This is a genomic window from Paenibacillus sp. JJ1683 (genome assembly GCF_053006485.1).
The window spans coordinates 2481717-2504295 of the sequence record NZ_CM129820.1 but is presented as its reverse complement, the minus strand read 5'-3'; the positions used below and the strand labels follow the sequence as shown (position 1 = coordinate 2504295).

Below are 22579 nucleotides of genomic sequence, written 5' to 3'. Positions count from 1 at the left end.
GGGGCTTTGTTTGTTTACTGTCCGATTCCGGCCACTTTATGAATGTTGGGGTTTTAGTCAAAATGGATCTTCCTGAAGGTGCTGCTAATAAGCGAAAAAACATTCTTTTTCCGAACAATCTCTTTCATTCTATTGAGTTTTACCTTCATCTTCTGCAGAAGCAGCTTTACGACTTCCGACAGTCCTTATATTCCCTGCCTTCTCACGCAAACTATCCACTGTGTTGTAAAGCTTCCCCGCACCGAGAAAAGATCGTCCGCTTGTGTCACAGAAAAATATAGTATTAGACTGAACCCCGTAAAAGAAGTAGTGGCGGACTAGGTCTCGACAATAAAGTCTTAGACTGCCGCTGTTTTATTGAGCTAACGTCCGTTAGTTAAATAACAGCTTTAACTTGTGATACGTTTCTCCGCGCTATCTGTAACGGCAAGTTTTGGTGAAACACAAGGTCCTCAACAACTAGATGAGGGCCCGACTTTTATTCTCTTGCTTCTCGTTCAATTTCTATAAGAAGGTCTGGTCTACCCACCATGATTCACGCTTCCGCTATTTTGCGCGTACCGCGCTGCCATATTTCGCGAATCGATAGCGTATCCGAGATATTCAACGTCGGATTCCCGTCGACCAAGACCAAGTCCGCTCTCGCCCCCTCCACAATTCGTCCGCGATCGTTCAGGCCGAAGCGGCGAGCTGTTTTCGAGGTAGCGGACTGAAGGGCCTCTAAGGGTGTGAATCCTGCCTCAACCAATAGCTGCATCTCGTGATGTACACTGGCCCCATGGGCAAGTCCCCCCAACGATGGAACCGGTACGGAGACATCCGTTCCCACCAGGATGTCTACTCCAGCACGATGAAGGTCCATTACATTACGATAGCTATCTGCCATGCTGCCCTGCGGGAAAGTATGGAAACTGGCATTCAGCGTATTGATCCATTCGGGACTGAGCTTGGCACTCACACGGGGATCCCTCACCAATTCAGATGCAGGGTTCCCAATAATTGAGGAGTTCAGGACGAGACATGGCGTAACGAAAACACCTGCCTCTGCTATCATCCTCACTAAATCCGTCGTGGTTTCAGGACGGTCAATGAATAGATGAGCAAGTCCATCGACTCCAATTTCTACAGCTTGCCGGGAGGATTCAGCAGTTAAAACATGAGCAATCACCATCTTGTGGTGACGATGAGCTTCCTCTACAGCCGAACTCAAAATATCTTGGCTTAAGACGGGCAGGCCGGGCGCTGCTAATACCGTTCCTTCCTCAATCATAATCTTGATATAATCGGCTCCCTCTCTAACTTGTTGGCCCACGAATGCCAGCGCTTCGTCCCGGGTTGATACGGTGGGCGCCTCACCATGATCATGCTTATGTGCGGCCAGTCTGGCGTTACGTTCTTCCTCACTCATCTTCTCCATTTCCTTCATTACAAAGTCTGGAATCTCGCCATCCCCCGGCATGAGTTCATCAGGATGTCCCCCAGGAGGTGTAACCCCCATCCCAGCTGATCGTACGTCGGCAATATTCTCGATTCCTTTCAATTGCGCCTCTCGGCCGTTTTTCGTGAACCCGCCCATCATTTCCAGTTCAGTCGTAACTCCGAATTTCAGTGCATCGCGCAAGCCTTCCACGGAAGTGTGAACGTGAGCATCTATCAAGCCCGGCAACAAAGTCCCTCCTTGCGCATCGATAATGACCGCATGTTCCGGTATTTCCCCACCCACCGATACAATCTGTTCGCCTTCAATTAGGACCGTTGTCGCTTTGATCACTTTTTCGCCGTCAAATATACGGGCATTGGTGATTGCAGTAATCATGGCAGTTTCCTCCAATCGGTTTTAATTGAAATATAACTGTTAGATTTCTAATTGTCAATATTAAAACTGAATGATATCTAGCATTTATGTTTTGACAATTAGGAGTTTGAACATTAAGATGAACTTATAATTAGATTTCTAACTATAAGAAGGGAGTCGGGTTCGGTTGACAAAGCAAGGTTTGTTGCATACCCCCTACTCAGATTTGATCCGAGACATCGGAATGAAGATCAGAGGCATGGCAAATGCCAAATTATCGGAACTTGGGCTGAATGCTCAACAAGGGCAGATGATGGGCTACATTTTTGAGAATCAGGACAAAGGTGTTATCCAGAAAGATCTGGCCCTCCACTTTAATCGGACAGGTGCTAGCATTACCAGTATGCTTCAAGGGCTGGAGAAAAAGGGGTACATCAAACGTATCATTCCGGAGGATAACGAGCGGCAGAAAAAAATATTTCTTTTAAAGAAAGGGACCGATCTCGTTGAAGAATTCAATGGAATATTCATGGAGGTAGAAAAAAGTATCACCCAGGGCCTTACTGAAGAAGAAGGCGAGACCTTCATGAATTTATTAATCAAAGTTAAAATGACCATGTAGCGGTTACTACCGAAACGTTACTTATGGTAAGGTTCCCCGCGCTTTATCTTAAACTAATCTCCAGAATAGCTGGCCGCCAGTCTAACACTTTATTTCTCAGTCTAGTACTTTATTTTTCCGGTAGTAATCGGCTTCATCAAATGTACTTAGTAAATTAATGGCTTCTTGAGTAGCATCTTCGAGCGTGAGCGCCTTGCTTATTCTCCGTTTCCCACAGGTCTAATCGTTCGACCAGTTTGCCGGATCGCTCGGCATCAACTGCCCATGCTTCCTTTTCCCAAGCATGAGCGTAAATAGATTCTTTCGGTTCACCCAAGCGGCTTAGCAGCTCTATACGTAGCAGCTCACCTTCGCTGCATAGTTTTTTCAAATAAATCTTTTGTACTAAATACTTAATATATCCAAGTTTGTTAGACTGAAAAGTAGGAAAAAAAAGTCCAAAATCAACTAAAGCCGAAAATAGTACAATTGATAGAATTTTTATCACAAATAAGTTAATAAATTACATCATTTTAAGTGGCGATCTTTCTTTTTTATTAAGTAGAAGTAATTAGAAAATAATAATGTATAAAGAATTGAAGGAGGAATTTACATGGGTTTTTGATGTTTGTACCTCAGTTTCTAATCCAGGTGTTTACCATAGTCGTCTCTTTAGTGATATATGTAGATTTTTCAAAAGAAGATAATCAATCAGTAACATAGTAGAATACATAAACACGCCAAAAAGAGCGATTTTTATCGCTCTGTAACATTCATTTATATGTATTCAGTTGATTTTCCTGTCCGTAGCTTCCTGAACAAAGGGGGGCAAGACGGACTCTTGGAGTCTGGACAAATCCCCCCATCTTGAATAAGCTTCAGACATTTAGTGAGCTGATATCTACGCCCAAATATTCGCAAGCCGTATTTCTGTATCTACTTTGACTTTGCTCCAGAGTAGTCTTAGTTCGTGTGTACCCCCGGCCCTGTTTTCAGTGTTGTTCAAATATCTTCTACCCTATTATTGGTTTTAAATCAACAAACATGAGGTCAGTTCCATTGTTAGCATCCGATCAAAGCGGAATCGGCACGGATTTTCAAGGTGAAATGGGATGAAGCCAAGGTGGATGTGGATTATGTACGCATGAAAAAGAGCATCAGCAGCGCTACGGCGGCTGATGCTCTTTCTTTTCAAAGTAGCATGCTGTTCAATTTAACATAATATACTATATCAACTACCATACAGTGATCCGCCGAGGGTAATGATCTCCAGTGAACTCCTTTTACATATATACTGTTCCCGTCGTAATCCTATATAATTTCTATTGTTTAGGTTTACGCATTGTTACATTCCAGACTACTGAAAAATCGCTCAACAAAAACATCACCATATATTTTCTTCATATGCGCCGTGTTAAAAATATATTGTTCCATATGCTCAAGCTTGCGCAGACTGCGTACCAGTACTTTCCGATCATCGTCAGATAGATTAGGGTCATCGCCTATCTTCGTTAAAGCATTTTTCACACGTGCGGATACCTGTTCAACATACAGATGGTTTTTGGATTTTGGCGGAATACATTGCGTCAGGTCACAGCTCACAAAACGAACACCGTAAAGGATGCAGTTTTCAAAATTGGCGATTAGCTTTTGTTTGCCATTTCCCTCAAACGTAATATCCACTAGCTTGCCGGTAAAGGAACAATTTACGATATTCGCCGCTTGTAAAATCCGGTCCTTGAATCTACATTTATAAAAAGTACAGTCGATAAACGTAGCATTCTCCAATGTCATCCCTCTCATATCGCAGGAGGAAAATTCGCAATTGGTGAAAACAGCTTCGTCTCTGGCAATGCCAACAGAGCGCAAGTCGGAACGAATAAATGTACAATTATCAATTGTACTACCGGCAAAAAATCTCGCATTCGTAAGATCGCAGGTATCAAATACAAGATGATGCAGGTTACAGCTCCAAAATATAGGTGAACTAACATTCGAGTTTATTATGGTCGTTCCGCTTATAGTTTCGTGCTCATACCTGATAATATCAGAAAAAAATTCGTTGTTTACTGACATACCAGACTCAAGTCTTCTCATCCCTATCACCCTATCATTTCTTCAGAATCTTTTACGATTATGAATACCTTATTTTGGTTTCTTGTAAGATCCGTCAACTTTAAAGAATGATCACTGAGCACGCACCCAGATACAACATTGCACCTTCCTAGACCATTGCTGTAATAAATAATAATGATGGGCGTAGAGTGCTTGATGGTTATTGATGGGGACTTGTGGATCCAACCTCATTAAGCGAAGTAACAAAAGAACCATTTGTTCTGAGAAAAGTGAATTGGCAACAAGTATAACAGATGACTCCTGGAATGCCTATCCCTTTGAACAAGATAAAAGCTTAACAGTTACAAATTATTGGTCTGGCAGCAGCTATAATAATACACCAAAAGTTAATGTGTCCAATAAAGTTCGTCTCTCCTTCAGATGGGCTTTCTGCTTTTTAAAGTCCCTACAATACACTTTCCTTATTCAATATATTGTAGCATGAGAGGAGAATATCTAACCCCTCATTTCCAATTCTTCTAAAAACCAATTTATTCAAATAGTGTTCGTAATTTATAATTTTTCTCTAACCTTACATGCCTGCAAAAAGACTTGAAAGTGAGTGTCGTTCCAGTTATCAAGACCGTTATTAAATCTAAAAATTTCACCGTTATACATGTGCATCCCCGCAAACACCAAATATTTGTATGGATCATCCATGTAAAAATAGCATCAGATAAGCGTTTAGTGCTTTCATCATTCTCATCTTCCCAATGATGTACCCAATCAAAAGCAAATTTAACACTGTGATCTTCAGGTATTCTCTTTAAAACTTCGGGCAAAGCCAAGATATAACAAGCTACTTCATATTCAATGCTTGGTAGGCTGCCTGCATAGAATTCTAATAGAGATTCATAGTTCTTTCTATAGGTCTCATTAACAAAGAACATCAATAAACATTCCCCCAAGGTAAAATTTAATTAGCTAACGACTCTTCATTTTCTTTCACACGGCGATAAAAGTTAGGCTTCGTTAGTCCAGATTGCTGTATAGCCGCCGTTGCTGTTATTCGGTCAGCCTTCCATTCTTCATAGAGTCTAATAAACGCCGCTTCATCAAAGGGCTGCCGGGGTCTCCCAAACCTAACACCCCTTGCCCGCGCTATCTCAATCCCTTCTGCCTGCCGCTAATGATGTATTACCTGTTGTGGCCTCCCATCCGACGATTCCTGTTAACCAAACTCTACTCCCTGTTGAAACCCCTATAATTGTTATTGTTTTTAATGTAGTTGCAACTGACGTTATCGGAATTGCTGAACTTCCTGTCGTATTTGGCGTATTCTCCGATACCTGAAACTGTTGGAAAGATCCGATGGCTCCAATTGCCCTAGTCACTCCTGTTGCTCCAGCAGCTCCAATCGGGTCCTTTATTTTTGAGTTTTCAAGTCTATCGATATATCTTAATGATTTACCAAGTTGAAGTAAGGATCTTGCAACTCCTTTCTTGGCAAATATTATCTTTCTCCGTTCAGCGTAGCGTTTAGCTTCTTTCAGTTCCCTTAAAACCAAATTCACTTTTCTTACGCACCTTTTTTGCGATCTTCCTCGTTTACTCATTTTTTCTCTCCCCCGATATTTTCCGAGGGTGTTTAGTCTTCTTACATATATTTAAGTAATTCAACGTATCATTGAGAATAACTATAGTGGTTAAAATGTCATATTCAGCTTTTTCGAACCTTCGCAGTTTTAAAAGACGTATTGCTCTTCGTAGTCGCCAATTTGCAGCATTCAACATGCGTATATTCCAGTGAAGGTTCATCAATCAGTCCCCCTTTGGAGAATTTGTGAACTATCGTGCAAAAAATTTTTGAAAACCCTTAGGATGATCATACTTGGTCACATCTTTCCGGTATCACAACAGTTTATGGGAGGGCCTACAATATTCAACTCAGTATTAGCCTATTTTTAATATTTGTTTCTATGATATTTCAAAAGCAGCTCCTGCAGATGCAGGAGCTGCTCAGAGTGTCGAGAAAGTCCAGAGGACTTTTCGACACTTCTATTTTTATATGGGTAGACGCATCTTTTAAAACAAAAATCGATTTAAAACGATCTGAGGATTCTAGTTTTTAGACCACTAAGACAGTTTTAAACCCCCTGCAAAAAAACAGGGGGTTTCTCGACAGCCTGAGAACCCAAAAGTTATGAAATAACTTTTGGGTTCTTTTTCTAAATATACCTTAAGCTTATAGAGGCCCTTGGTCGCCTTGCGGTTCTTAGACTCCTTGAGGGCCTTGAACGCCCTGTGGTCCCTGATCGCCTTGGACTCCTTGTGGGCCTTGATCACCTTGAACTCCCTGAGGGCCTTGGTCTCCTTGGACGCCTTGAACGCCCTGTGGTCCCTGATCACCTTGGACTCCTTGAACTCCCTGAGGGCCTTGATCACCCTGAACGCCTTGAGGGCCTTGGTCGCCTTGGACTCCTTGGTCGCCTTGAACGCCTTGCGGTCCTTGAACTCCTTGTGGGCCTTGGTCACCTTGGACACCTTGAGGTCCTTGATCACCTTGGACTCCCTGTGGTCCTTGATCACCTTGAACGCCCTGTGGTCCTTGATCGCCTTGGACTCCTTGTGGGCCCTGATCACCTTGAACTCCCTGAGGGCCTTGATCGCCTTGAACGCCTTGAGGTCCCTGATCACCTTGGATTCCCTGTGGTCCTTGGTCGCCTTGAACACCCTGTGGTCCCTGATCGCCTTGGACTCCTTGTGGGCCTTGAACTCCTTGAGGGCCTTGGTCACCTTGAACACCTTGAGGGCCTTGGTCGCCTTGGACACCTTGAGGGCCTTGGTCGCCTTGGACACCTTGAGGGCCTTGATCACCTTGAACTCCCTGTGGTCCTTGATCACCTTGAACTCCTTGAGGGCCTTGATCACCTTGGACTCCCTGAGGGCCTTGGTCTCCTTGAACGCCTTGAGGGCCTTGGTCGCCTTGGACACCTTGAGGGCCTTGGTCGCCTTGGACACCTTGAGGGCCTTGGTCGCCTTGGACACCTTGAGGGCCTTGATCACCTTGAACTCCCTGTGGTCCTTGATCACCTTGAACTCCTTGAGGGCCTTGATCACCTTGGACTCCCTGAGGGCCTTGGTCTCCTTGAACGCCTTGAGGGCCTTGGTCGCCTTGGACACCTTGAGGGCCTTGGTCGCCTTGGACACCTTGAGGGCCTTGGTCGCCTTGGACACCTTGAGGGCCTTGATCACCTTGAACTCCCTGTGGTCCTTGATCACCTTGAACTCCTTGAGGGCCTTGATCACCTTGGACTCCCTGAGGGCCTTGGTCTCCTTGAACGCCTTGAGGGCCTTGGTCGCCTTGGACACCTTGAGGGCCTTGGTCGCCTTGGACACCTTGTGGGCCTTGGTCGCCTTGGACACCTTGAGGGCCTTGATCACCTTGAACTCCTTGAGGGCCTTGAACTCCTTGAGGGCCTTGAACTCCTTGAGGACCTTGAACTCCTTGAGGACCTTGAGGGCCTTGGTCGCCTTGGATTCCCTGTGGTCCTTGGTCACCTTGAACTCCTTGAGGGCCTTGGTCACCTTGAACGCCTTGTGGGCCTTGGTCACCTTGAACGCCTTGTGGGCCTTGGTCTCCTTGAACTCCTTGCGGTCCTTGGTCTCCTTGAACTCCTTGCGGTCCTTGAACTCCTTGTGGGCCTTGGTCACCTTGGACACCTTGAGGTCCCTGATCACCTTGAACGCCTTGAGGGCCTTGGTCTCCTTGAACTCCTTGAGGGCCTTGGTCACCTTGAACGCCTTGTGGGCCTTGGTCGCCTTGGACACCTTGAGGGCCTTGGTCGCCTTGGACACCTTGAGGGCCTTGGTCGCCTTGGACACCTTGAGGGCCTTGATCACCTTGAACTCCCTGTGGTCCTTGATCACCTTGAACTCCTTGAGGGCCTTGATCACCTTGGACTCCCTGAGGGCCTTGGTCTCCTTGAACGCCTTGAGGGCCTTGGTCGCCTTGGACACCTTGAGGGCCTTGGTCGCCTTGGACACCTTGTGGGCCTTGGTCGCCTTGGACACCTTGAGGGCCTTGATCACCTTGAACTCCTTGAGGGCCTTGAACTCCTTGAGGGCCTTGAACTCCTTGAGGACCTTGAACTCCTTGAGGACCTTGAGGGCCTTGGTCGCCTTGGATTCCCTGTGGTCCTTGGTCACCTTGAACTCCTTGAGGGCCTTGGTCACCTTGAACGCCTTGTGGGCCTTGGTCACCTTGAACGCCTTGTGGGCCTTGGTCTCCTTGAACTCCTTGCGGTCCTTGGTCTCCTTGAACTCCTTGCGGTCCTTGAACTCCTTGTGGGCCTTGGTCACCTTGGACACCTTGAGGTCCCTGATCACCTTGAACGCCTTGAGGGCCTTGGTCGCCTTGAACTCCTTGAGGGCCTTGGTCACCTTGAACGCCTTGTGGGCCTTGGTCACCTTGAACGCCTTGTGGGCCTTGGTCTCCTTGAACTCCTTGCGGTCCTTGGTCGCCTTGAACGCCTTGCGGTCCTTGAACTCCTTGTGGGCCTTGGTCACCTTGGACACCTTGAGGGCCTTGGTCACCTTGGGCTCCCTGAGGTCCCTGATCACCTTGAACGCCTTGAGGGCCTTGGTCGCCTTGGACACCTTGAGATCCTTGATCACCTTGAACGCCTTGAGGGCCTTGGTCACCTTGGGCTCCCTGAACACCCTGAGGTCCTTGATCACCCTGAACGCCTTGAGGGCCTTGGTCACCTTGGGCACCTTGAACTCCCTGAGGTCCTTGATCGCCTTGCGGGCCAGCTACCCCTGTTCCTAAAAGCTCATCAGAAACTAATCGGTGGGCAGGCACTAATTGCCCAAATGTATCTTTACCCCAAACAGAAATTTGAGTTTCATTTTCTGCTGCTCCGCTTGTGGTAAAAACGAATTCAAATGCATTTAAATCTGCAAAATAGTTCCTTGTAAAAACCGCATTTGGTCCCACTATTACTTGTTCTTGTACATATAATGTTCTGCTGCCATTTAAAGCGAAACCCTCGATCAAAACAATAGAAGAATCAACAGAATCCCGGTTATCGATTTTTACCGTCACCAGTTGGGTGGGTCTGACTCCAAGAACAGGATCGTTTGCAATGGGGCCAGTTGATAATACTGCCATTTAGATACTCCCTCCTTTCTAGTAAAAGCAAACTTTGCTTGTGAGCAATGAGATCTTTCTCAAGATCATGCTCCCTCTATTTTATTTCTAAAACATGCGATATGATTGTGGCTTTCTCTCTGTATATTTGTTGATTTTTAAGACTCTAACTGCTCGTCCGCAACAATACGCTGAGCATCAATGATGGTACCACTCTCGTTTTTTCCCCATACAGAAATATCAGTACTTTCTTCTGCCAAACCGCTTGTGGTAAAAACAAACTCATATGCATTGAAATTTACTGTATAATTTCTCGTAGCAACTGCATTGGGGGCTAGCGCTATTACTTCTAGTACAAACAATGTTCGTAAATCGTCTAAAACGTATCCCTGGATTAATATTGTTGATGAATTGACTAAATCACGGTTAACCATTTTAACGGTGACCTGTTGAATCGTCCTAACCCCACTAACAGGACTGTTCTCAATAGGTCCAGTTGTTAATAATGTCATTAGTTCACCCTCCTTTACTGATTATTAATAATCCATTAAATCAACTAGACATACTAGAATGGAAATAGCAAAAGACATTAGAATTTCCATTATTATATTAATAATTAGTTAAATATGATTGTTTGTTTACCTATTAAAATAAGATATTTATTCTGTCATTCGATCCGACCAAGCCTCTATCTATCGTCGGTTCTTAAGTTTGGAATTGAAAGGCTTGCCCCGCCCCATTCCCGAAATATAAAAAACCCTCTAAGAGAGAGGGACGCACTCATCCTGTTACCCATACCATTTACATCATGCTATAACACTCCTACAGACTGTTTATCAACAAGTTATTTAAATATGTTAGCAAGCTTTGATTTCACTATTTGACTAGCCTGAAATTTACTTTTCACCTTATCTGAACCATTTTCCCCAACAATCAGCGCTTCTTCAAAGTGATTCTGAATCCAAAATAATCTTTCAGAAATTGCGTGCCCGTTAGGTTCAACTTCAAAATAGTCCTTACCTTCCTCAAGAATAAATCTATCATTTCGGGGGTTTGTCGTCACAAGTATACATCCTGTCGATAATGCATCAACGGCAGCTGTGGTTGGAAAACCATCTAATGCAAATTCATCCGGAACACTGCAATTTAAAAATATATGAGTTCGTTCATACACTGGCTTTAATTCTTCAGGGGAAAGTAGACCGTAGAATGTATAATTCTTATTTTCTAATAAATATAATTGGTCTTCCCAATCACCAATTAGATTAAGATGAAAATCATCCGTAAGTCGATTAAATGCATCTGCCATAATGGGGAAACCTTTTCTGATAGCATTAAAAGCACAAAATGTCAACTGTATCGGCTTTTCAATTTTCTTATGTTTAAATATATATAAGTCGGTATTAATCACAACGGGATAATAAATACTTCCAACAATCACTTCCATGACTTCATTAATGTTTGTGAATACAGTCGAACAATGCTGTCCTGCAATAGAAAGAAACTCTTTTCGGGTCCATGGATCCAGCCCGCCACCTGGGTATAAGGTAGCATGAAGATGAATATTTCGTTCATCTAAGAATGGCTTGATATTAAGATTAGGATTTGCTCCTGGCAAATAACTTCCATCCGGAAGAAAGCAATGTCCAAGCAAACTAAGTGTTAAATTTAAAAAAACACAATATACATCTGTAACCCCCTCAGACACCGCAACTTTCATAAAATCAGAAAAAGGAAAAACTTTACACGGAAAATAATCATCATTAGGTTCGGTTGCAAAGAATAATGTATCAGGCCTTTGCTGGAATATATTCAAGTTCTCCCAATATCGAAAACCACTCAGTTTCCATGGAAACTTTGTATCAATCACAGCAAGACGCCGGTTAGTATGAGATTGAATCTGAGAATCAAAGAGATCCATATCTTCCCCCTTTCTTGAAGTCACCGCTCCCTAAGCTGCGCTTCACAGACGCTTCCCGTATATCTGTGGCTTCAATGGTCGAGTTTCCAATACAGCATAGCGAATAATTCCTACAATTATGAAAATTTTATTAAATATGTAATTCGCCATTGATTCACAAGCAGGTGATCCTCTGGCAGGAACAGTGAATTTGTAGACTGGTAAGCGATTGAACTTCCGGTAGCAGCCCCTCTGCCTCTCTTTGGGAAATATTTTTGAATGCCTTGAATTAGATATATACTCCATACCTTACCGTTTTATGTAAGAGTGGCTATCCGTAAAAGAATCAAGAACCATTTCATTACCATCGGGGGCATTCAACTTTATCCCTTTAGACAGAGCATCTCTTCTTCAGTCACAGCATAAAGCATTACATGAATTATCTCGTGTTCTTCCCCCTTCAAACTCAAGGCTTATGAAGCAACTTGCTTGATATTATATGCAATTTATACCTGTAGGGTTCTAGTCGAAGAGCTCTTGAATGTTTTGCCTGCGCTTTTAACAAATTCTCCGGCTTATTAGCATTAAAATTAAATTCCCCTCCATGGGGTAGAAAATACTGCTCAATGGATTGCAAAATGTCAATAATTGTTTCCTCATAGGCTGCCCCAGATGTTTTTTCCCACTTAACAGACCATGCTTTTCCACCATTAACAATTCTGCTTGCGGAGGATCGACCAATCATCATCTCTCACCCCATACCGGAGAATGATGGTCCTTTATCGACTGGCCTGAGCAGTTGGATGAACAAGCTCCCTCTTCTCAAGCCATACTTATTTACAGGTTATAACGGGTTATCGATGGACTGGGTAGGTATACTTCGGGATGGTGTGAACGCGTTCTGGGAATTATACGATCATCATAATAAAGCCTTGTCACTTACGATAGTTATTTGATTTAACAGCTACTGTACACGTGCAACTGGACCGAACCTATTTTATTTTTAAGTATAAGCTTTAAAAATATAACAAGGCCGTGTCAGAATGGTCATAAGAACCACTCTGGCACAGCCTCGTTTGTTTAACTCATCTATTTACCCATCTATGCGCATCACTTGGGCTAGCAGCTCGTACGAACGCAAACGTGCTTGATGATCATATACCTGAGCGGTCGTAATCAACTCATCGGCTCGCGTCTGGTTGATTATAAAATCCAGCCGTTGCTTGACTGTGTCAGGACTGCCGATTGCTGAATGCCCCAGCATATTACCACGAACCATCTCCTTCTCCTGCTCACTCCAAAGCTTATCCATGTCATCGACTGGTCGTTTTAGTCCTCCGCTGTGCCCGCGCAGCACATTTAAAAATTGTTGTTCTTGTGAAGTAAAAAGCCGTTTTGCTTCCTCATCAGAATCTGCAACAACTACATTCACGCCAACCATCACATACGGCTTATCGAGTGCCTTGGACGGTCTGAAATTACGATGATACAGCTCTAGAGCCTGTAGCAAATGAGCTGGGGCAAAGTGGCTAGCGAACGCAAACGGCAGTCCAAGCTGACCTGCCAGCTGAGCACTGAATCCGCTTGAACCCAACAACCAGATAGGTATATCCAGTCCTTCTCCTGGAATCGCTCTTACCCCCGGAACAGCTCCGTTTAACGCTGGATTCAGATAAGAACGCAGCTCATTCAGTTGTTCGGGGAAATCTTCCCCTGTGCTGTGCAGCCCTCGCCGCAATGCTCTCATTGCAGGTTGATCCGTGCCAGGAGCTCTGCCAAGTCCCAAATCAATTCGCCCCGGGTAGAGCGACTCTAAGGTTCCAAACTGCTCCGCAATCATGAGTGGAGCATGGTTAGCCAGCATAATACCACCTGAACCGACCCGAATCTTGTGGGTATGTGCAGCCACATGTCCGATGATCACAGAAGTAGCAGCGCTGGCAACCGCCTGCATATTATGATGCTCCGTTAGCCAATAGCGTCGGTATCCCCATTGCTCAGCATGCTGGGCAAGATCCACCGTATCACGAAAAGAATCGGCAGGAGTACCGCCTTCAATGACAGGTGCAAGATCTAATATAGATAGTGCAACATCCCGCGTGGTCATTTTATATAAACCTCCTGTCAAACTATTATTTTACGTATTTCTTTCAACGCCTTAATTCTTTGACCTATCAATTGATGCATCAACTATAATAATGCGTCGTCTTATGAATTGCAAATAATTTTAATTTTTAGTATTTATCAAAAAATAGTTTACTTTTACGATTAGCTCGTCTATCATGCTCTTATGTGGATAATGATTATCCATGTTAGCCTGGTTATAACATATTGAGGTGATTGCTAGTGCATATGAAAACAGGTGTCGAACAATCTGTCTACGCTCTCCTTCTGCTCACGATGCTACCGGACAAAGCCGTTTTACCTGGAGAGGCCATTAGCCAGCAGTTAGGCGCTTCACCTACTTATTTTCATAAGCTGTTACGAAAATTGGTTAGCTCTGATTTGATTACTTCTGTACCTGGTGTCAAGGGCGGATTCAAATTAAAGAAAAAACCTGAGGATATACGAGTATTTGATATTTATCTGGCGATTGAGGGACAGCAAACCCTCTATTCTTCCAGCGGTATATACAACGATATGCTTGAATTAAAGAAAGACGATCAGTGCTGTTTACTGGCAAATTTGATGGAAGAAGCAGAAGCCTCCTGGAAAGCCGTTCTGAAAAGAGAAACCATCGCGTCACTCTCTGCTGACTTTTTTAAAGAAGGATATGATGCGAAAATTACTTCTTTGAAGAACTGGATTCAAGAAAAAATGGTCTTGTAAAGAACTTCAAAAACAGAAAGGGATATGAACATGAATGATTATTTAGTAAAAGCTCTTGCCTATAATAACCAGGTGCGGGCTTATGCTGTGAGAACAACGGAAACGGTAAGTGAAGCCCAGCAGCGTCATTATACCTGGCCAACAGCATCGGCTGCATTGGGACGTTCCATGACGGTGGGCGTGATGCTGGGAGCTATGCTTAAACATGAGGATAAACTGACGATTCGGATTAACGGTGGAGGGCCCATCGGCACTATTCTTGTCGGTACCAACGCCAAAGGAGAAGTTAGAGGTTATGTAAAAAATCCGCAAACCCATTTTGAGCTTAATCAGATCGGGAAATTAGATGTCGCCAGAGCCGTAGGAACAGATGGAGCGCTGATTGTATCCAAAGATATCGGCCTAAAACAACCATTTGTTGGACAAGTCCCTCTCATATCGGGTGAACTGGGCGAGGATTTCACCTCTTATCTCGTTCAATCCGAACAAATTCCTTCTTCTGTGGGAGCAGGGGTTATTGTTAACCCGGATAACTCCATTCAGGCGGCTGGAGGTTTTATTATTCAGCTGATGCCGGGTACACCGGAAGAGGTTATCAGTTTTATCGAGAGACGGATTGAGAGCATTCCGAGCATCTCCGCAATGGTCATGGAAGGTCTTACGCCAGAGCAGATTCTGGTCCAGATTTTGGGAGAAGGCAACATGAACATACTGGAAACCATGCCTGTACAATTTCATTGTCCCTGCTCAGAAGAACGAGTTACCAATGCCATTATCAGCTTAGGGAATCAGGAAATAGAAGACATGATTCGTACCGATGGACAAGCTGAAGCCCATTGCCATTTTTGTAACGCACATTACCACCTTACCAAAGAAGATCTCGAAAACATGCTGGAAACAAACATCATTTAAATACGAGCTGTTCCCAAAAGTAGTTTTAGCTACTGGGGAACAGCTCTTTTCTTTCTCAATGCTTTCGATGGATGGTTTCCTTGGCCAAAAACGGTAGACTTGTTTATGACGCAAGTGTTAATGTTATATTATTCCAATTACATGAGGTGAGATGCACTATGTTCGAAAAAGATACGCATGAAATTCTGGCTTATTATGATGGCGGTGCAGAAATAGGCAGATTAGAGCGAGGCATCGGAAAAATAGAGCTGGAAAGATCAAAAGAAATCATTTCCCGTTATCTCAGCAAGTCCACTCATGTTATTTATGATATCGGCGGCGGTGTAGGGGTCTACTCTTCGTGGCTGGCAGAACTGGGATATGAAGTTCATCTATTCGATCTCTCTTCGCAAGCCATTGAATTCGCTCGTCAGCAGCAACTGAATAAACCCATCATCAGCAAGCTGGAAATCGCAGATGCCAGAAATCTTGATCGTAAAGATGAAAGCGCGGACATCGTGCTATTGATGGGACCTTTATATCATTTAACAGAACAGAAGGAAAGAGTAAAAGCACTGCAAGAAGCAGCGCGTGTCTTAAAGAAGGGGGGAACGCTGATTACTTCGGCTATTTCCAGGTTTGGCTCGCTACTGTGGGGGCTATCGGTGTACGGCGAGTGCAATACCATTGTGGAGGAAGATGCGTTCATGGATATGGTCAGACAGGAGTTAACAGATGGTCAGCATGTACGACCGGCGGCTTATCCCTCTTTTATCACACGCTCCTACTTTCATACACCGGATGCCTTGCGTGCAGACTGGCAGGCGGCTGGATTGCAGGAGCCTCGTGTACTGGGTGTCGAAGGCCCCGTCTGGATTGCACCCGGATTTGAAGAGAAATGGGCCATTCCTTCTCATCGCAGACGTTTGCTGGATATAGCACAGCAGGTTGAGGAGCAGGATTCTGTCATCGGCATGAGCCCGCATATGCTTGCGGTAGGTATCAAGTAAAAAGACGAGCCAAACAGGCTCGCCTCTGTATCATTCTAGATTACTGCTCCAAACTTTCCAATACGGTTTTAATTTCGCTGTTCAAACTAAGTGCATTATAAATCGCAGTCAAGGCTTCAGCACGTGACGCATGATACTTAGGTCCAAATTGACTCGTACTTATACCCGAAAGCACACCGGCTTGTGCTAATTGTTTAATCGTATCAGCCGCAAAAGAAGCGGACAAGTCGGTGAAGCTTTTTTCATTCGAGGTGTCCTTTTTCAATCGGTCTACATCCAAGATCCGCGCCAAAATGACAGCCATTTCTTGACGGACAATTGTTTGATCCGGTTTAAAAGTACCATCCTCATAACCGTTTAATACTCCAGCTGCGGTCAATTTTGTTATGGCAGCCTGCGCCCAGTGATCCCCAATATCGTTCAAAGCCACAGGCTGATTTCCACCACTAATATTGAAGATTCTAGAAATGATAGCAGAAAACTCCGCACGGGTAATTTCACCATCAGGTCTGAAACTGCCATCCTTATATCCATTTACGATACCCAGCTTAGAAAACGTGTCGACCGTCTTTTCTGCCCAATGTCCTTGTAGGTCTGAAGGTTTAACACTAGTAGAAGAATTTAAAGCAGATTCTGCTTTGGACTTTATATTCTGCAGTACTTTGTTGTCTGCAACCACTACGTTACTGTTGAATATGTCTTGCACAGGAGCAGTTGGCCCAGTCACCAATTCTTCAGATACAGATACAGGTACAGTTACTGGTTCTTTAGATACAGTCACCGATGGAGATGATACAGCTGATGTTGCCGTATTGTTGCTGGAATCTTCGCTAGAACGGTCCCTGTTTCGATGCCCAGACCCGCCGCCACTGGAACTACTGGAATCACTGCCAGCATTATTGGGTGCGGGAGCAGCAACAGCTGTTACGGTAACTGGAACATTAAAGCTATATCCGCTGTATGTGGCGGAAATTACCGTGTTCCCTTCTGAAAGTGCTCTAATCTCTCCCTGAGTAACCGTAGCGACATTCGCATTGCTGGAAGTCCAAGTTGCTTCTTCACTGACATCAATCTCTGAAGAGTCCGATTTTACAACTTTTGCTATAGCCTGTTCTGTACCCCCTACCAGCATTTGACCATTATTGATAGAAACACGCAATTCCGTGTGACTATCATCTGTTGGTATCGGATCTGGTGTTGGCACCGGATCTGGCGTTGGCACCGGATCTGGTGTTGGTACTGGATCTGGCGTTGGTATCGGATCTGGTGTTGGTACCGGATCCGGCGTTGGTACTGGATCCGGCGTTGGTACCGGATCTGGTGTTGGTACCGGATCTGGTGTTGGTACCGGATCTGGTGTTGGTACTGGATCTGGTGTTGGTACTGGATCTGGTGTTGGTACTGGATCTGGTGTTGGTACTGGATCTGGTGTTGGTACTGGATCTGGTGTTGGTACCGGATCTGGTGTTGGTACCGGATCTGGTGTCGGTGCTGGGTTGATAGTGAATGCAACGGTAGCTGTTGAACTCTTCGCATCTAATGCTCCGTTCGTTGTACCGTCATCAATCACAGTATAATCAAAACTTGCCGGGCCCTGGTAGCCTGAATTCGGAGTGAATAGTACAACCGCTCCGTCTAGAACTACCGTCCCACCTTGTGCATTTTCTACCGATGCGATGCTCAGATGTTGTAAGCTCTCGTTGACAGGGCCTGCCGTGTCGTTTGCTAAGAGTTCATCAATAGCGATAGATTGTGCCCCTGCATTGGCCGATAACGATGGTAGTGTATCATTCACAGCTATCGGACTGTTGTTTACCTCACTCACAGTGATTTTGGCTTGGTTCGGCTCGCTGATCCCTGTTCCACTCATATCTAGTGATGATTGTACGTCGAAACTGAAATGATCACCTGACGGAGAGTTAGCATAAAGATTTGGCGTAAATTTAAGCCCTGCTTCGCCATCCGCTACAGAAATAAATTGACCATCTCGGATTTCCATTACCCCATCATTTTTATAGAGGGTTCCACCAATAATGTTTGAGATTCTAAAGTACGACACGTCAGATCCATCCACTTGATTACGAGTAATGATCAAACCGTCAAAGCTTTGTTTGTCTTCCTCTGTCAAAGCATCAGTCACGTTAGGGACATCAGCGACGGAATTTACTGTAAAAGAGGCTTGCTTGACCACCGACTGCGGGACTGAGACGCCGTTCGATGTTCCATTATCGGTGACGATAAAAGAGAAGCTAGCGGTTCCATTAAAATTCGGCTGAGGTGTAAAAATTACATTTGTTCCATCTAAACGTACAGCCCCTCCTGCGATTCTGCTGACTGAGGATATCGTTAGGTGTTGACCATTCTCATTCGGACCGGCAGACGCATGCGCAAGCAGTTCTGCAAAAGGAATTGTCCGCTCTCCTGAGTCTTCTGTAATGGAGGATAGCGTTTCGTCTTGCGCTGCCGGGGGATCGTTTACTTCCGTAACATGGACAACAGCCTTAGTGGCATCGCTCAGTCCATTACCCGTTGCACTCTGAGCCGCCTGCACATCAAAAGAGAAGGTATCTCCCACTGCGTTGTTGGCGTTTGCCATAGGCACAAACCTCACGCCATCCCTAGCTTCTGCTGCTGTGATAAACGTTCCGTTGGAAATCTCGGTGATACCATCGCTATGATACAGCCTGCCTCCGATAATGTTCGTAATTTGATAATGTGTCACTACCGTTGAATCTTGCGGGTTGGGTGTAATGGTTATATTGGATGTTGGGATATCTTCCTCAGTAGTTACAGCAGCTACCTCAGGCATTTTAGACGAAACAGCTGGGGCTGATGTTTCCAATATCAACTGGGGAATATCTACGCCGTTGTCGTCGGCTGAATATGTAATTTCCGAATAGTCTCCAGGGTTCCCTGCTTCATTAGCAAGCAATGCAAATGAGACCATACCATCCGTCTGTTGTTGTACAAAATGGGTAACATCAAAATCAACCCATCCTACTTGAAGGTCTGAGCCTGTTTTCGTATCCGAAGGCTGATCCAGCGGGTTTAGCGGAAAAGCTCCGCTGCTCCAAACATCAGCAGTCGATCCATACACGATCAAAAAAGGATTCTGGTTAGAGCTGTAGCTGATAGAAGAGATATGAATACGCAAGGTTGCCTTCGTTACAACCTTCCCAGTCAGCTCGGGCATTTTAAACTGAATCGCTGATCTGTAATATCCTAACACTGCATCCGAAGATCTGCCAACATAGTTTTCTGGTGCATCCATCCAAACGTCGGCAGACTTGCTCCATGTTCCATCTTGGATTAATTTGGGCTGTTCGGTTGGTGCCGCACCAGCATCCGCCACTAAAATTGCCGATGAAAAGATTAGTGATACTGCTGTTAATGCACATGTGAATCGTTTAGTAGACTTGCAAAAATGCATACCTTTCCTCCTGTTGAAATAAATCTATGATTGCTGCTTGATATTATACAATTTCGTCACTGAACAAATTCTGAACAATTGCATTTTATCCTTCTATTCAACCAGCTCAGCAAGAATACGAGCAATTTGCCCGCTGTTTATTCAGTTGAATGGCTTCCGTGGATGAGCTATTGTAAGGATAGGATACTTTTGCCAGATAAACAACTTACAGGAGGTCGTTTTTCTTGATGATCCTTGAACTGGTGGGCTTTATTTCTACTGCTGTCTTATCTACGTTTTTTTCCTTTCGATACCGCTTGTGGAGACAACTATAGTGAGAAGTGAACAAGAGATGCTGCATACCATTCTCCAATTTGCTCAAGAAGATGAACGGGTACGTGCCGTGATTATGAATGGTTCACGCGCCAATCCACATGCTCCACGAGATATTTTTCAGGATTATGACATCGTCTTTCTCGTATCTTCCATGGACAGCTTTATTCAGGAACGTCACTGGATTCGCCGCTTTGGAGAATTGATCATTATGCAGACACCCGATGAGCATGTGGAGCCTACTGTGACGTTCCGTGATCGCTTTGCTTTTCTCATGTTATTTACGGATGGCAATCGCATTGATCTTACCCTCTGCCCTGTGACTAACATCGCCAATTGGCCCCGAGACAGCTTAAGTGTACTGCTGCTGGATAAAGACGACCTGGTGGAGCCTTTCCCACCGCCAAGTCTTCAGGCTTATAAGACGATCCCTCCAACCGCCCAAACCTATGCGGATTCCTGCAACGAATTCTGGTGGGTCAGTACTTATGTGGCTAAAGGATTATGGCGACATGAGCTTCCCTATGCCAAATTCATGTTGGATCGACCTGTAAGAGATGCGCTTCACTTCATGCTGGAATGGCATATGGGTATACAAACTAACTTCACGGCAGATCCAGGTAAGCAGGGAAAATATTTCGAGAAGCACCTTGAGCCTGAACATTGGACGGCCTACATCCAAACATTTGCGGATGCAGATTATGAACATATGTGGCAGTCTCTTTTTATCATGGGTAATTTATTTAGAGAAGTTGCCCAGAAGGTGGCGAACCATTATGGTTATAGATACCCGATTGAGGTCGATCAACGTGTAACAAACTATCTCTATCACGTAAAAGCTCTCCCTGCAGATGCAACGGGCATCTATTAAAGAAAAAAACCAGTCGGGCACTTGATTTACATGTGCTAGCCTGGTTTTTTATACTCTAACATTATTTGACCTATATACGTTTGGAATCTGCTGTCCCCTAATATTAGTTTTCGGTCAGCACCCGGTCGCCTCTGCTCGCAGGCTGAGAGATAACCAAAAATTCAACATCCTCACTCGTTTCATTAAACATTTGATGAGGCACCATAGGAGGAACCTCACACCCTTCCTGAGATCCTAATTGGATGCGTTCACCATCCACTTCAAGTACCGCTGCACCTGATAAAATAAAGAAAAATTGGCGCGCATGATGATGATAATGTCTGACTTCATGTGTATTTCCCGGCATGCGCTCATGAATAATACTCAAATCATCATTTTTCACCAAGCGCCAACCATCACATTGTTCTCCCCATATATAATGTTCAGCATTATGTTTACTTATTTTCAAATTGACTCCCCCTTTGTAGTTACAGTTTTATTGTAAATCTGGATTCACTGAGCTACAATCTTAATTATAAAAAACGATAGAACCCATGTAAAAAAACTCTGAGTCCGACCATTTTTAGATATCCGCCTCGATAATTTCCTCCAACTTAATCCAGCTAAAATCCTCTTCCCCACGAGATAGCTTCACTTCTCGCCGACTTGTGTTAATCACTGTAACCAGTCCGCGCAGCTCCTCATCATCAAACGGATTAAACACTCTTAGTGTAATAGGCTTCCGTTCGTTATAGGATACGATAATGGCCTGTTCAATCTGCTGTATCTCCTGATCGTCCAGTGTCGGCTTGCCGCGTCTTCCCTGCTCCTTCATCAGTCTTACATATGCCTCCCGATGCTCAGGCAAAATCATACGCGAGCTTTCCCATATGCCATTTCCTTCAAGCTTTTTCCCCATCGTGAGCCCCTCCTATGCTGTTCTGGTTACCGGATGCCATGCCAATACATGATCTAATCGAAAAACACGTGGCTGACCAGTTTGCAAACAGGTGGCCCGGATTAAACCATTCTGCACACGATGCACCTCTATCTGCCGATGAGACAGTTTGCCCTTTCGGTCCATATACACGATTTCCACGATCTGTCCCACATATTTCTCCAGCATCATCCTTCACTCCTCATCAGAACGTTTGTTTGTATTATATGCGAACATGCGTTTGATTATCAATGTAAAAAAATCCCCTGAGGGAGTTGCCTCTCTCAAGGGATTTAAAACTCATAGGTGGACAGCTTAATATCCTCTTTATTCAAATCTTTCAGCGGATACACAGGGCCATTCCAATAAGTCAAAATATTAAGTGGCTCATTAGTACCATGCTCCTTTAAAGTGTGAGATAATTCGAGCAATACATGTGGAAGTTGATAAGAGCTTGTTAAAAATTGATATTCTTCTGGACTTTCGCAGTCTTCTGCTCGATAAAATACAAAGTAACCCTCGGTATAATCCCCAATGAGTACAATATAACGAGCAAGAAACATAATTTCACCATTGGCAAACGGAATGGAAAATGTCGAAGCAGAAATTAAATCTGTCTCTAATGCCTCTATACGAACGGTGAGTTCATTGTTTAGAGCATCCATTTTTCCCCTTTGTTCACTGATGAGGTGTTCATAATTTACAGGAACAAGCCCCCCACTCTTGATCGTAGCGATCAGTTCATCTATAAATACTTTTTGAGACAATACTCGATTGCTCATCCTATTCATCTCCATATTCGTGAAAAATAAGCATG

Annotated in this window: 20 protein-coding genes; 5 read left to right on the top strand and 15 right to left on the bottom strand. The window is 44.4% G+C overall.

Annotated elements, in window-relative coordinates; translation table 11 throughout:
- Nucleotides 1–535: 535 nt before the first annotated feature.
- Entirely contained in the window at nt 536–1816 is a 1281-nt protein-coding gene (locus tag ACUC6J_RS11070; RefSeq protein WP_447250192.1) for an amidohydrolase family protein, read from the bottom strand.
- A gap of 166 nt (nt 1817–1982) precedes the next feature.
- Here ACUC6J_RS11070 and ACUC6J_RS11065 point away from each other — a divergent pair, with 166 nt between their 5' ends.
- Nucleotides 1983–2417 (top strand): MarR family winged helix-turn-helix transcriptional regulator, encoded by a 435-nt coding sequence (locus ACUC6J_RS11065; RefSeq protein ID WP_308810697.1) that lies wholly within the window; start codon nt 1983–1985, stop codon nt 2415–2417.
- 154 nt (nt 2418–2571) lie between these two features.
- Here ACUC6J_RS11065 and ACUC6J_RS11060 read toward each other — a convergent pair whose 3' ends face one another.
- The 9 genes from ACUC6J_RS11060 to ACUC6J_RS11020 all read right to left on the bottom strand — a co-directional run bounded on the left by ACUC6J_RS11060 (nt 2572) and on the right by ACUC6J_RS11020 (nt 13610).
- Nucleotides 2572–2787, bottom strand: coding sequence for a hypothetical protein (locus ACUC6J_RS11060; RefSeq protein WP_447250191.1), 216 nt, complete (start codon nt 2785–2787; stop codon nt 2572–2574).
- Between the two features lie 944 nt (nt 2788–3731).
- Nucleotides 3732–4472 carry a pentapeptide repeat-containing protein gene (locus ACUC6J_RS11055; protein WP_447250291.1) on the bottom strand — a complete coding sequence of 247 codons (741 nt, stop codon included), beginning with the start codon at nt 4470–4472 and terminating at the stop codon, nt 3732–3734.
- Between the two features lie 530 nt (nt 4473–5002).
- Entirely contained in the window at nt 5003–5401 is a 399-nt protein-coding gene (locus ACUC6J_RS11050) for a DUF2538 family protein (protein WP_447250190.1), read from the bottom strand.
- A 216-nt stretch (nt 5402–5617) separates the two neighbouring features.
- On the bottom strand, nt 5618–6067 hold the full coding sequence (locus ACUC6J_RS11045) for a hypothetical protein (RefSeq protein WP_447250189.1): 450 nt from the start codon (nt 6065–6067) through the stop codon (nt 5618–5620).
- A 520-nt stretch (nt 6068–6587) separates the two neighbouring features.
- Complete coding sequence (locus tag ACUC6J_RS11040) at nt 6588–9227, bottom strand: hypothetical protein (RefSeq protein ID WP_447250188.1); 2640 nt, start codon at nt 9225–9227, stop codon at nt 6588–6590.
- 534 nt (nt 9228–9761) lie between these two features.
- Nucleotides 9762–10115, bottom strand: a complete 354-nt coding sequence (locus ACUC6J_RS11035; RefSeq protein WP_447250187.1) for a hypothetical protein — start codon at nt 10113–10115, stop codon at nt 9762–9764.
- Nucleotides 10116–10447: 332 nt separating this feature from the next.
- Entirely contained in the window at nt 10448–11524 is a 1077-nt protein-coding gene (locus ACUC6J_RS11030) for a glycosyltransferase (RefSeq protein WP_447250186.1), read from the bottom strand.
- A 445-nt stretch (nt 11525–11969) separates the two neighbouring features.
- On the bottom strand, nt 11970–12251 hold the full coding sequence (locus ACUC6J_RS11025; protein WP_447250185.1) for a hypothetical protein: 282 nt from the start codon (nt 12249–12251) through the stop codon (nt 11970–11972).
- A 345-nt stretch (nt 12252–12596) separates the two neighbouring features.
- Nucleotides 12597–13610, bottom strand: coding sequence for an LLM class flavin-dependent oxidoreductase (locus tag ACUC6J_RS11020; protein WP_447250184.1), 1014 nt, complete (start codon nt 13608–13610; stop codon nt 12597–12599).
- Nucleotides 13611–13855: 245 nt separating this feature from the next.
- On the opposite strand from ACUC6J_RS11020, the gene ACUC6J_RS11015 reads away from it, so the two are divergent.
- The 3 genes from ACUC6J_RS11015 (at nt 13856) to ACUC6J_RS11005 (ending at nt 16233) form a co-directional block, all read left to right on the top strand.
- The gene (locus tag ACUC6J_RS11015) at nt 13856–14332 is read left to right on the top strand and encodes an RrF2 family transcriptional regulator (RefSeq protein WP_016818455.1); all 477 of its coding nucleotides are present in this window, start codon (nt 13856–13858) and stop codon (nt 14330–14332) included.
- 30 nt (nt 14333–14362) lie between these two features.
- Nucleotides 14363–15244 (top strand): Hsp33 family molecular chaperone HslO, encoded by an 882-nt coding sequence (gene hslO, locus ACUC6J_RS11010; RefSeq protein WP_447250183.1) that lies wholly within the window; start codon nt 14363–14365, stop codon nt 15242–15244.
- 158 nt (nt 15245–15402) lie between these two features.
- Nucleotides 15403–16233 (top strand): class I SAM-dependent methyltransferase, encoded by an 831-nt coding sequence (locus ACUC6J_RS11005; protein WP_447250182.1) that lies wholly within the window; start codon nt 15403–15405, stop codon nt 16231–16233.
- A gap of 40 nt (nt 16234–16273) precedes the next feature.
- Here ACUC6J_RS11005 and ACUC6J_RS11000 read toward each other — a convergent pair whose 3' ends face one another.
- Nucleotides 16274–19663 carry an S-layer homology domain-containing protein gene (locus ACUC6J_RS11000; RefSeq protein WP_447250181.1) on the bottom strand — a complete coding sequence of 1130 codons (3390 nt, stop codon included), beginning with the start codon at nt 19661–19663 and terminating at the stop codon, nt 16274–16276.
- Between the two features lie 313 nt (nt 19664–19976).
- Between ACUC6J_RS11000 and ACUC6J_RS10995 the strand changes: the two genes are divergently transcribed.
- Nucleotides 19977–20846 carry an aminoglycoside 6-adenylyltransferase gene (locus ACUC6J_RS10995; RefSeq protein WP_447250180.1) on the top strand — a complete coding sequence of 290 codons (870 nt, stop codon included), beginning with the start codon at nt 19977–19979 and terminating at the stop codon, nt 20844–20846.
- Between the two features lie 103 nt (nt 20847–20949).
- On the opposite strand, the gene ACUC6J_RS10990 is transcribed toward ACUC6J_RS10995, so the two are convergent.
- The 4 genes from ACUC6J_RS10990 to ACUC6J_RS10975 all read right to left on the bottom strand — a co-directional run bounded on the left by ACUC6J_RS10990 (nt 20950) and on the right by ACUC6J_RS10975 (nt 22544).
- Complete coding sequence (locus ACUC6J_RS10990) at nt 20950–21294, bottom strand: cupin domain-containing protein (RefSeq protein WP_016818451.1); 345 nt, start codon at nt 21292–21294, stop codon at nt 20950–20952.
- A gap of 114 nt (nt 21295–21408) precedes the next feature.
- Nucleotides 21409–21744: a YolD-like family protein gene (locus ACUC6J_RS10985; protein ID WP_016818450.1), complete on the bottom strand. Its 336-nt coding sequence runs from the start codon at nt 21742–21744 to the stop codon at nt 21409–21411.
- A 12-nt stretch (nt 21745–21756) separates the two neighbouring features.
- Nucleotides 21757–21951 (bottom strand): hypothetical protein, encoded by a 195-nt coding sequence (locus tag ACUC6J_RS10980; protein ID WP_017428465.1) that lies wholly within the window; start codon nt 21949–21951, stop codon nt 21757–21759.
- A gap of 104 nt (nt 21952–22055) precedes the next feature.
- Nucleotides 22056–22544 (bottom strand): hypothetical protein, encoded by a 489-nt coding sequence (locus ACUC6J_RS10975; protein ID WP_016818449.1) that lies wholly within the window; start codon nt 22542–22544, stop codon nt 22056–22058.
- Nucleotides 22545–22579 lie beyond the last annotated feature (35 nt).

Bases quoted from the DNA above. Each gene is read 5' to 3' on its own strand.
- ACUC6J_RS10985 (WP_016818450.1), bottom strand. From the start codon at position 21,744: ATGGGGAAAAAGCTTGAAGGAAATGGCATATGGGAAAGCTCGCGTATG.
- ACUC6J_RS10980 (WP_017428465.1), bottom strand. From the start codon at position 21,951: ATGCTGGAGAAATATGTGGGACAGATCGTGGAAATCGTGTATATGGAC.
- hslO (WP_447250183.1), top strand. From the start codon at position 14,363: ATGAATGATTATTTAGTAAAAGCTCTTGCCTATAATAACCAGGTGCGG.
- ACUC6J_RS11005 (WP_447250182.1), top strand. From the start codon at position 15,403: ATGTTCGAAAAAGATACGCATGAAATTCTGGCTTATTATGATGGCGGT.
- ACUC6J_RS11025 (WP_447250185.1), bottom strand. From the start codon at position 12,251: ATGATGATTGGTCGATCCTCCGCAAGCAGAATTGTTAATGGTGGAAAA.
- ACUC6J_RS11030 (WP_447250186.1), bottom strand. From the start codon at position 11,524: ATGGATCTCTTTGATTCTCAGATTCAATCTCATACTAACCGGCGTCTT.
- ACUC6J_RS11035 (WP_447250187.1), bottom strand. From the start codon at position 10,115: ATGACATTATTAACAACTGGACCTATTGAGAACAGTCCTGTTAGTGGG.
- ACUC6J_RS11045 (WP_447250189.1), bottom strand. From the start codon at position 6,067: ATGAGTAAACGAGGAAGATCGCAAAAAAGGTGCGTAAGAAAAGTGAAT.
- ACUC6J_RS11070 (WP_447250192.1), bottom strand. From the start codon at position 1,816: ATGATTACTGCAATCACCAATGCCCGTATATTTGACGGCGAAAAAGTG.
- ACUC6J_RS11055 (WP_447250291.1), bottom strand. From the start codon at position 4,472: ATGTCAGTAAACAACGAATTTTTTTCTGATATTATCAGGTATGAGCAC.
- ACUC6J_RS11015 (WP_016818455.1), top strand. From the start codon at position 13,856: ATGAAAACAGGTGTCGAACAATCTGTCTACGCTCTCCTTCTGCTCACG.
- ACUC6J_RS10975 (WP_016818449.1), bottom strand. From the start codon at position 22,544: ATGAGCAATCGAGTATTGTCTCAAAAAGTATTTATAGATGAACTGATC.
- ACUC6J_RS11000 (WP_447250181.1), bottom strand. From the start codon at position 19,663: ATGCATTTTTGCAAGTCTACTAAACGATTCACATGTGCATTAACAGCA.
- ACUC6J_RS11050 (WP_447250190.1), bottom strand. From the start codon at position 5,401: ATGTTCTTTGTTAATGAGACCTATAGAAAGAACTATGAATCTCTATTA.
- ACUC6J_RS11020 (WP_447250184.1), bottom strand. From the start codon at position 13,610: ATGACCACGCGGGATGTTGCACTATCTATATTAGATCTTGCACCTGTC.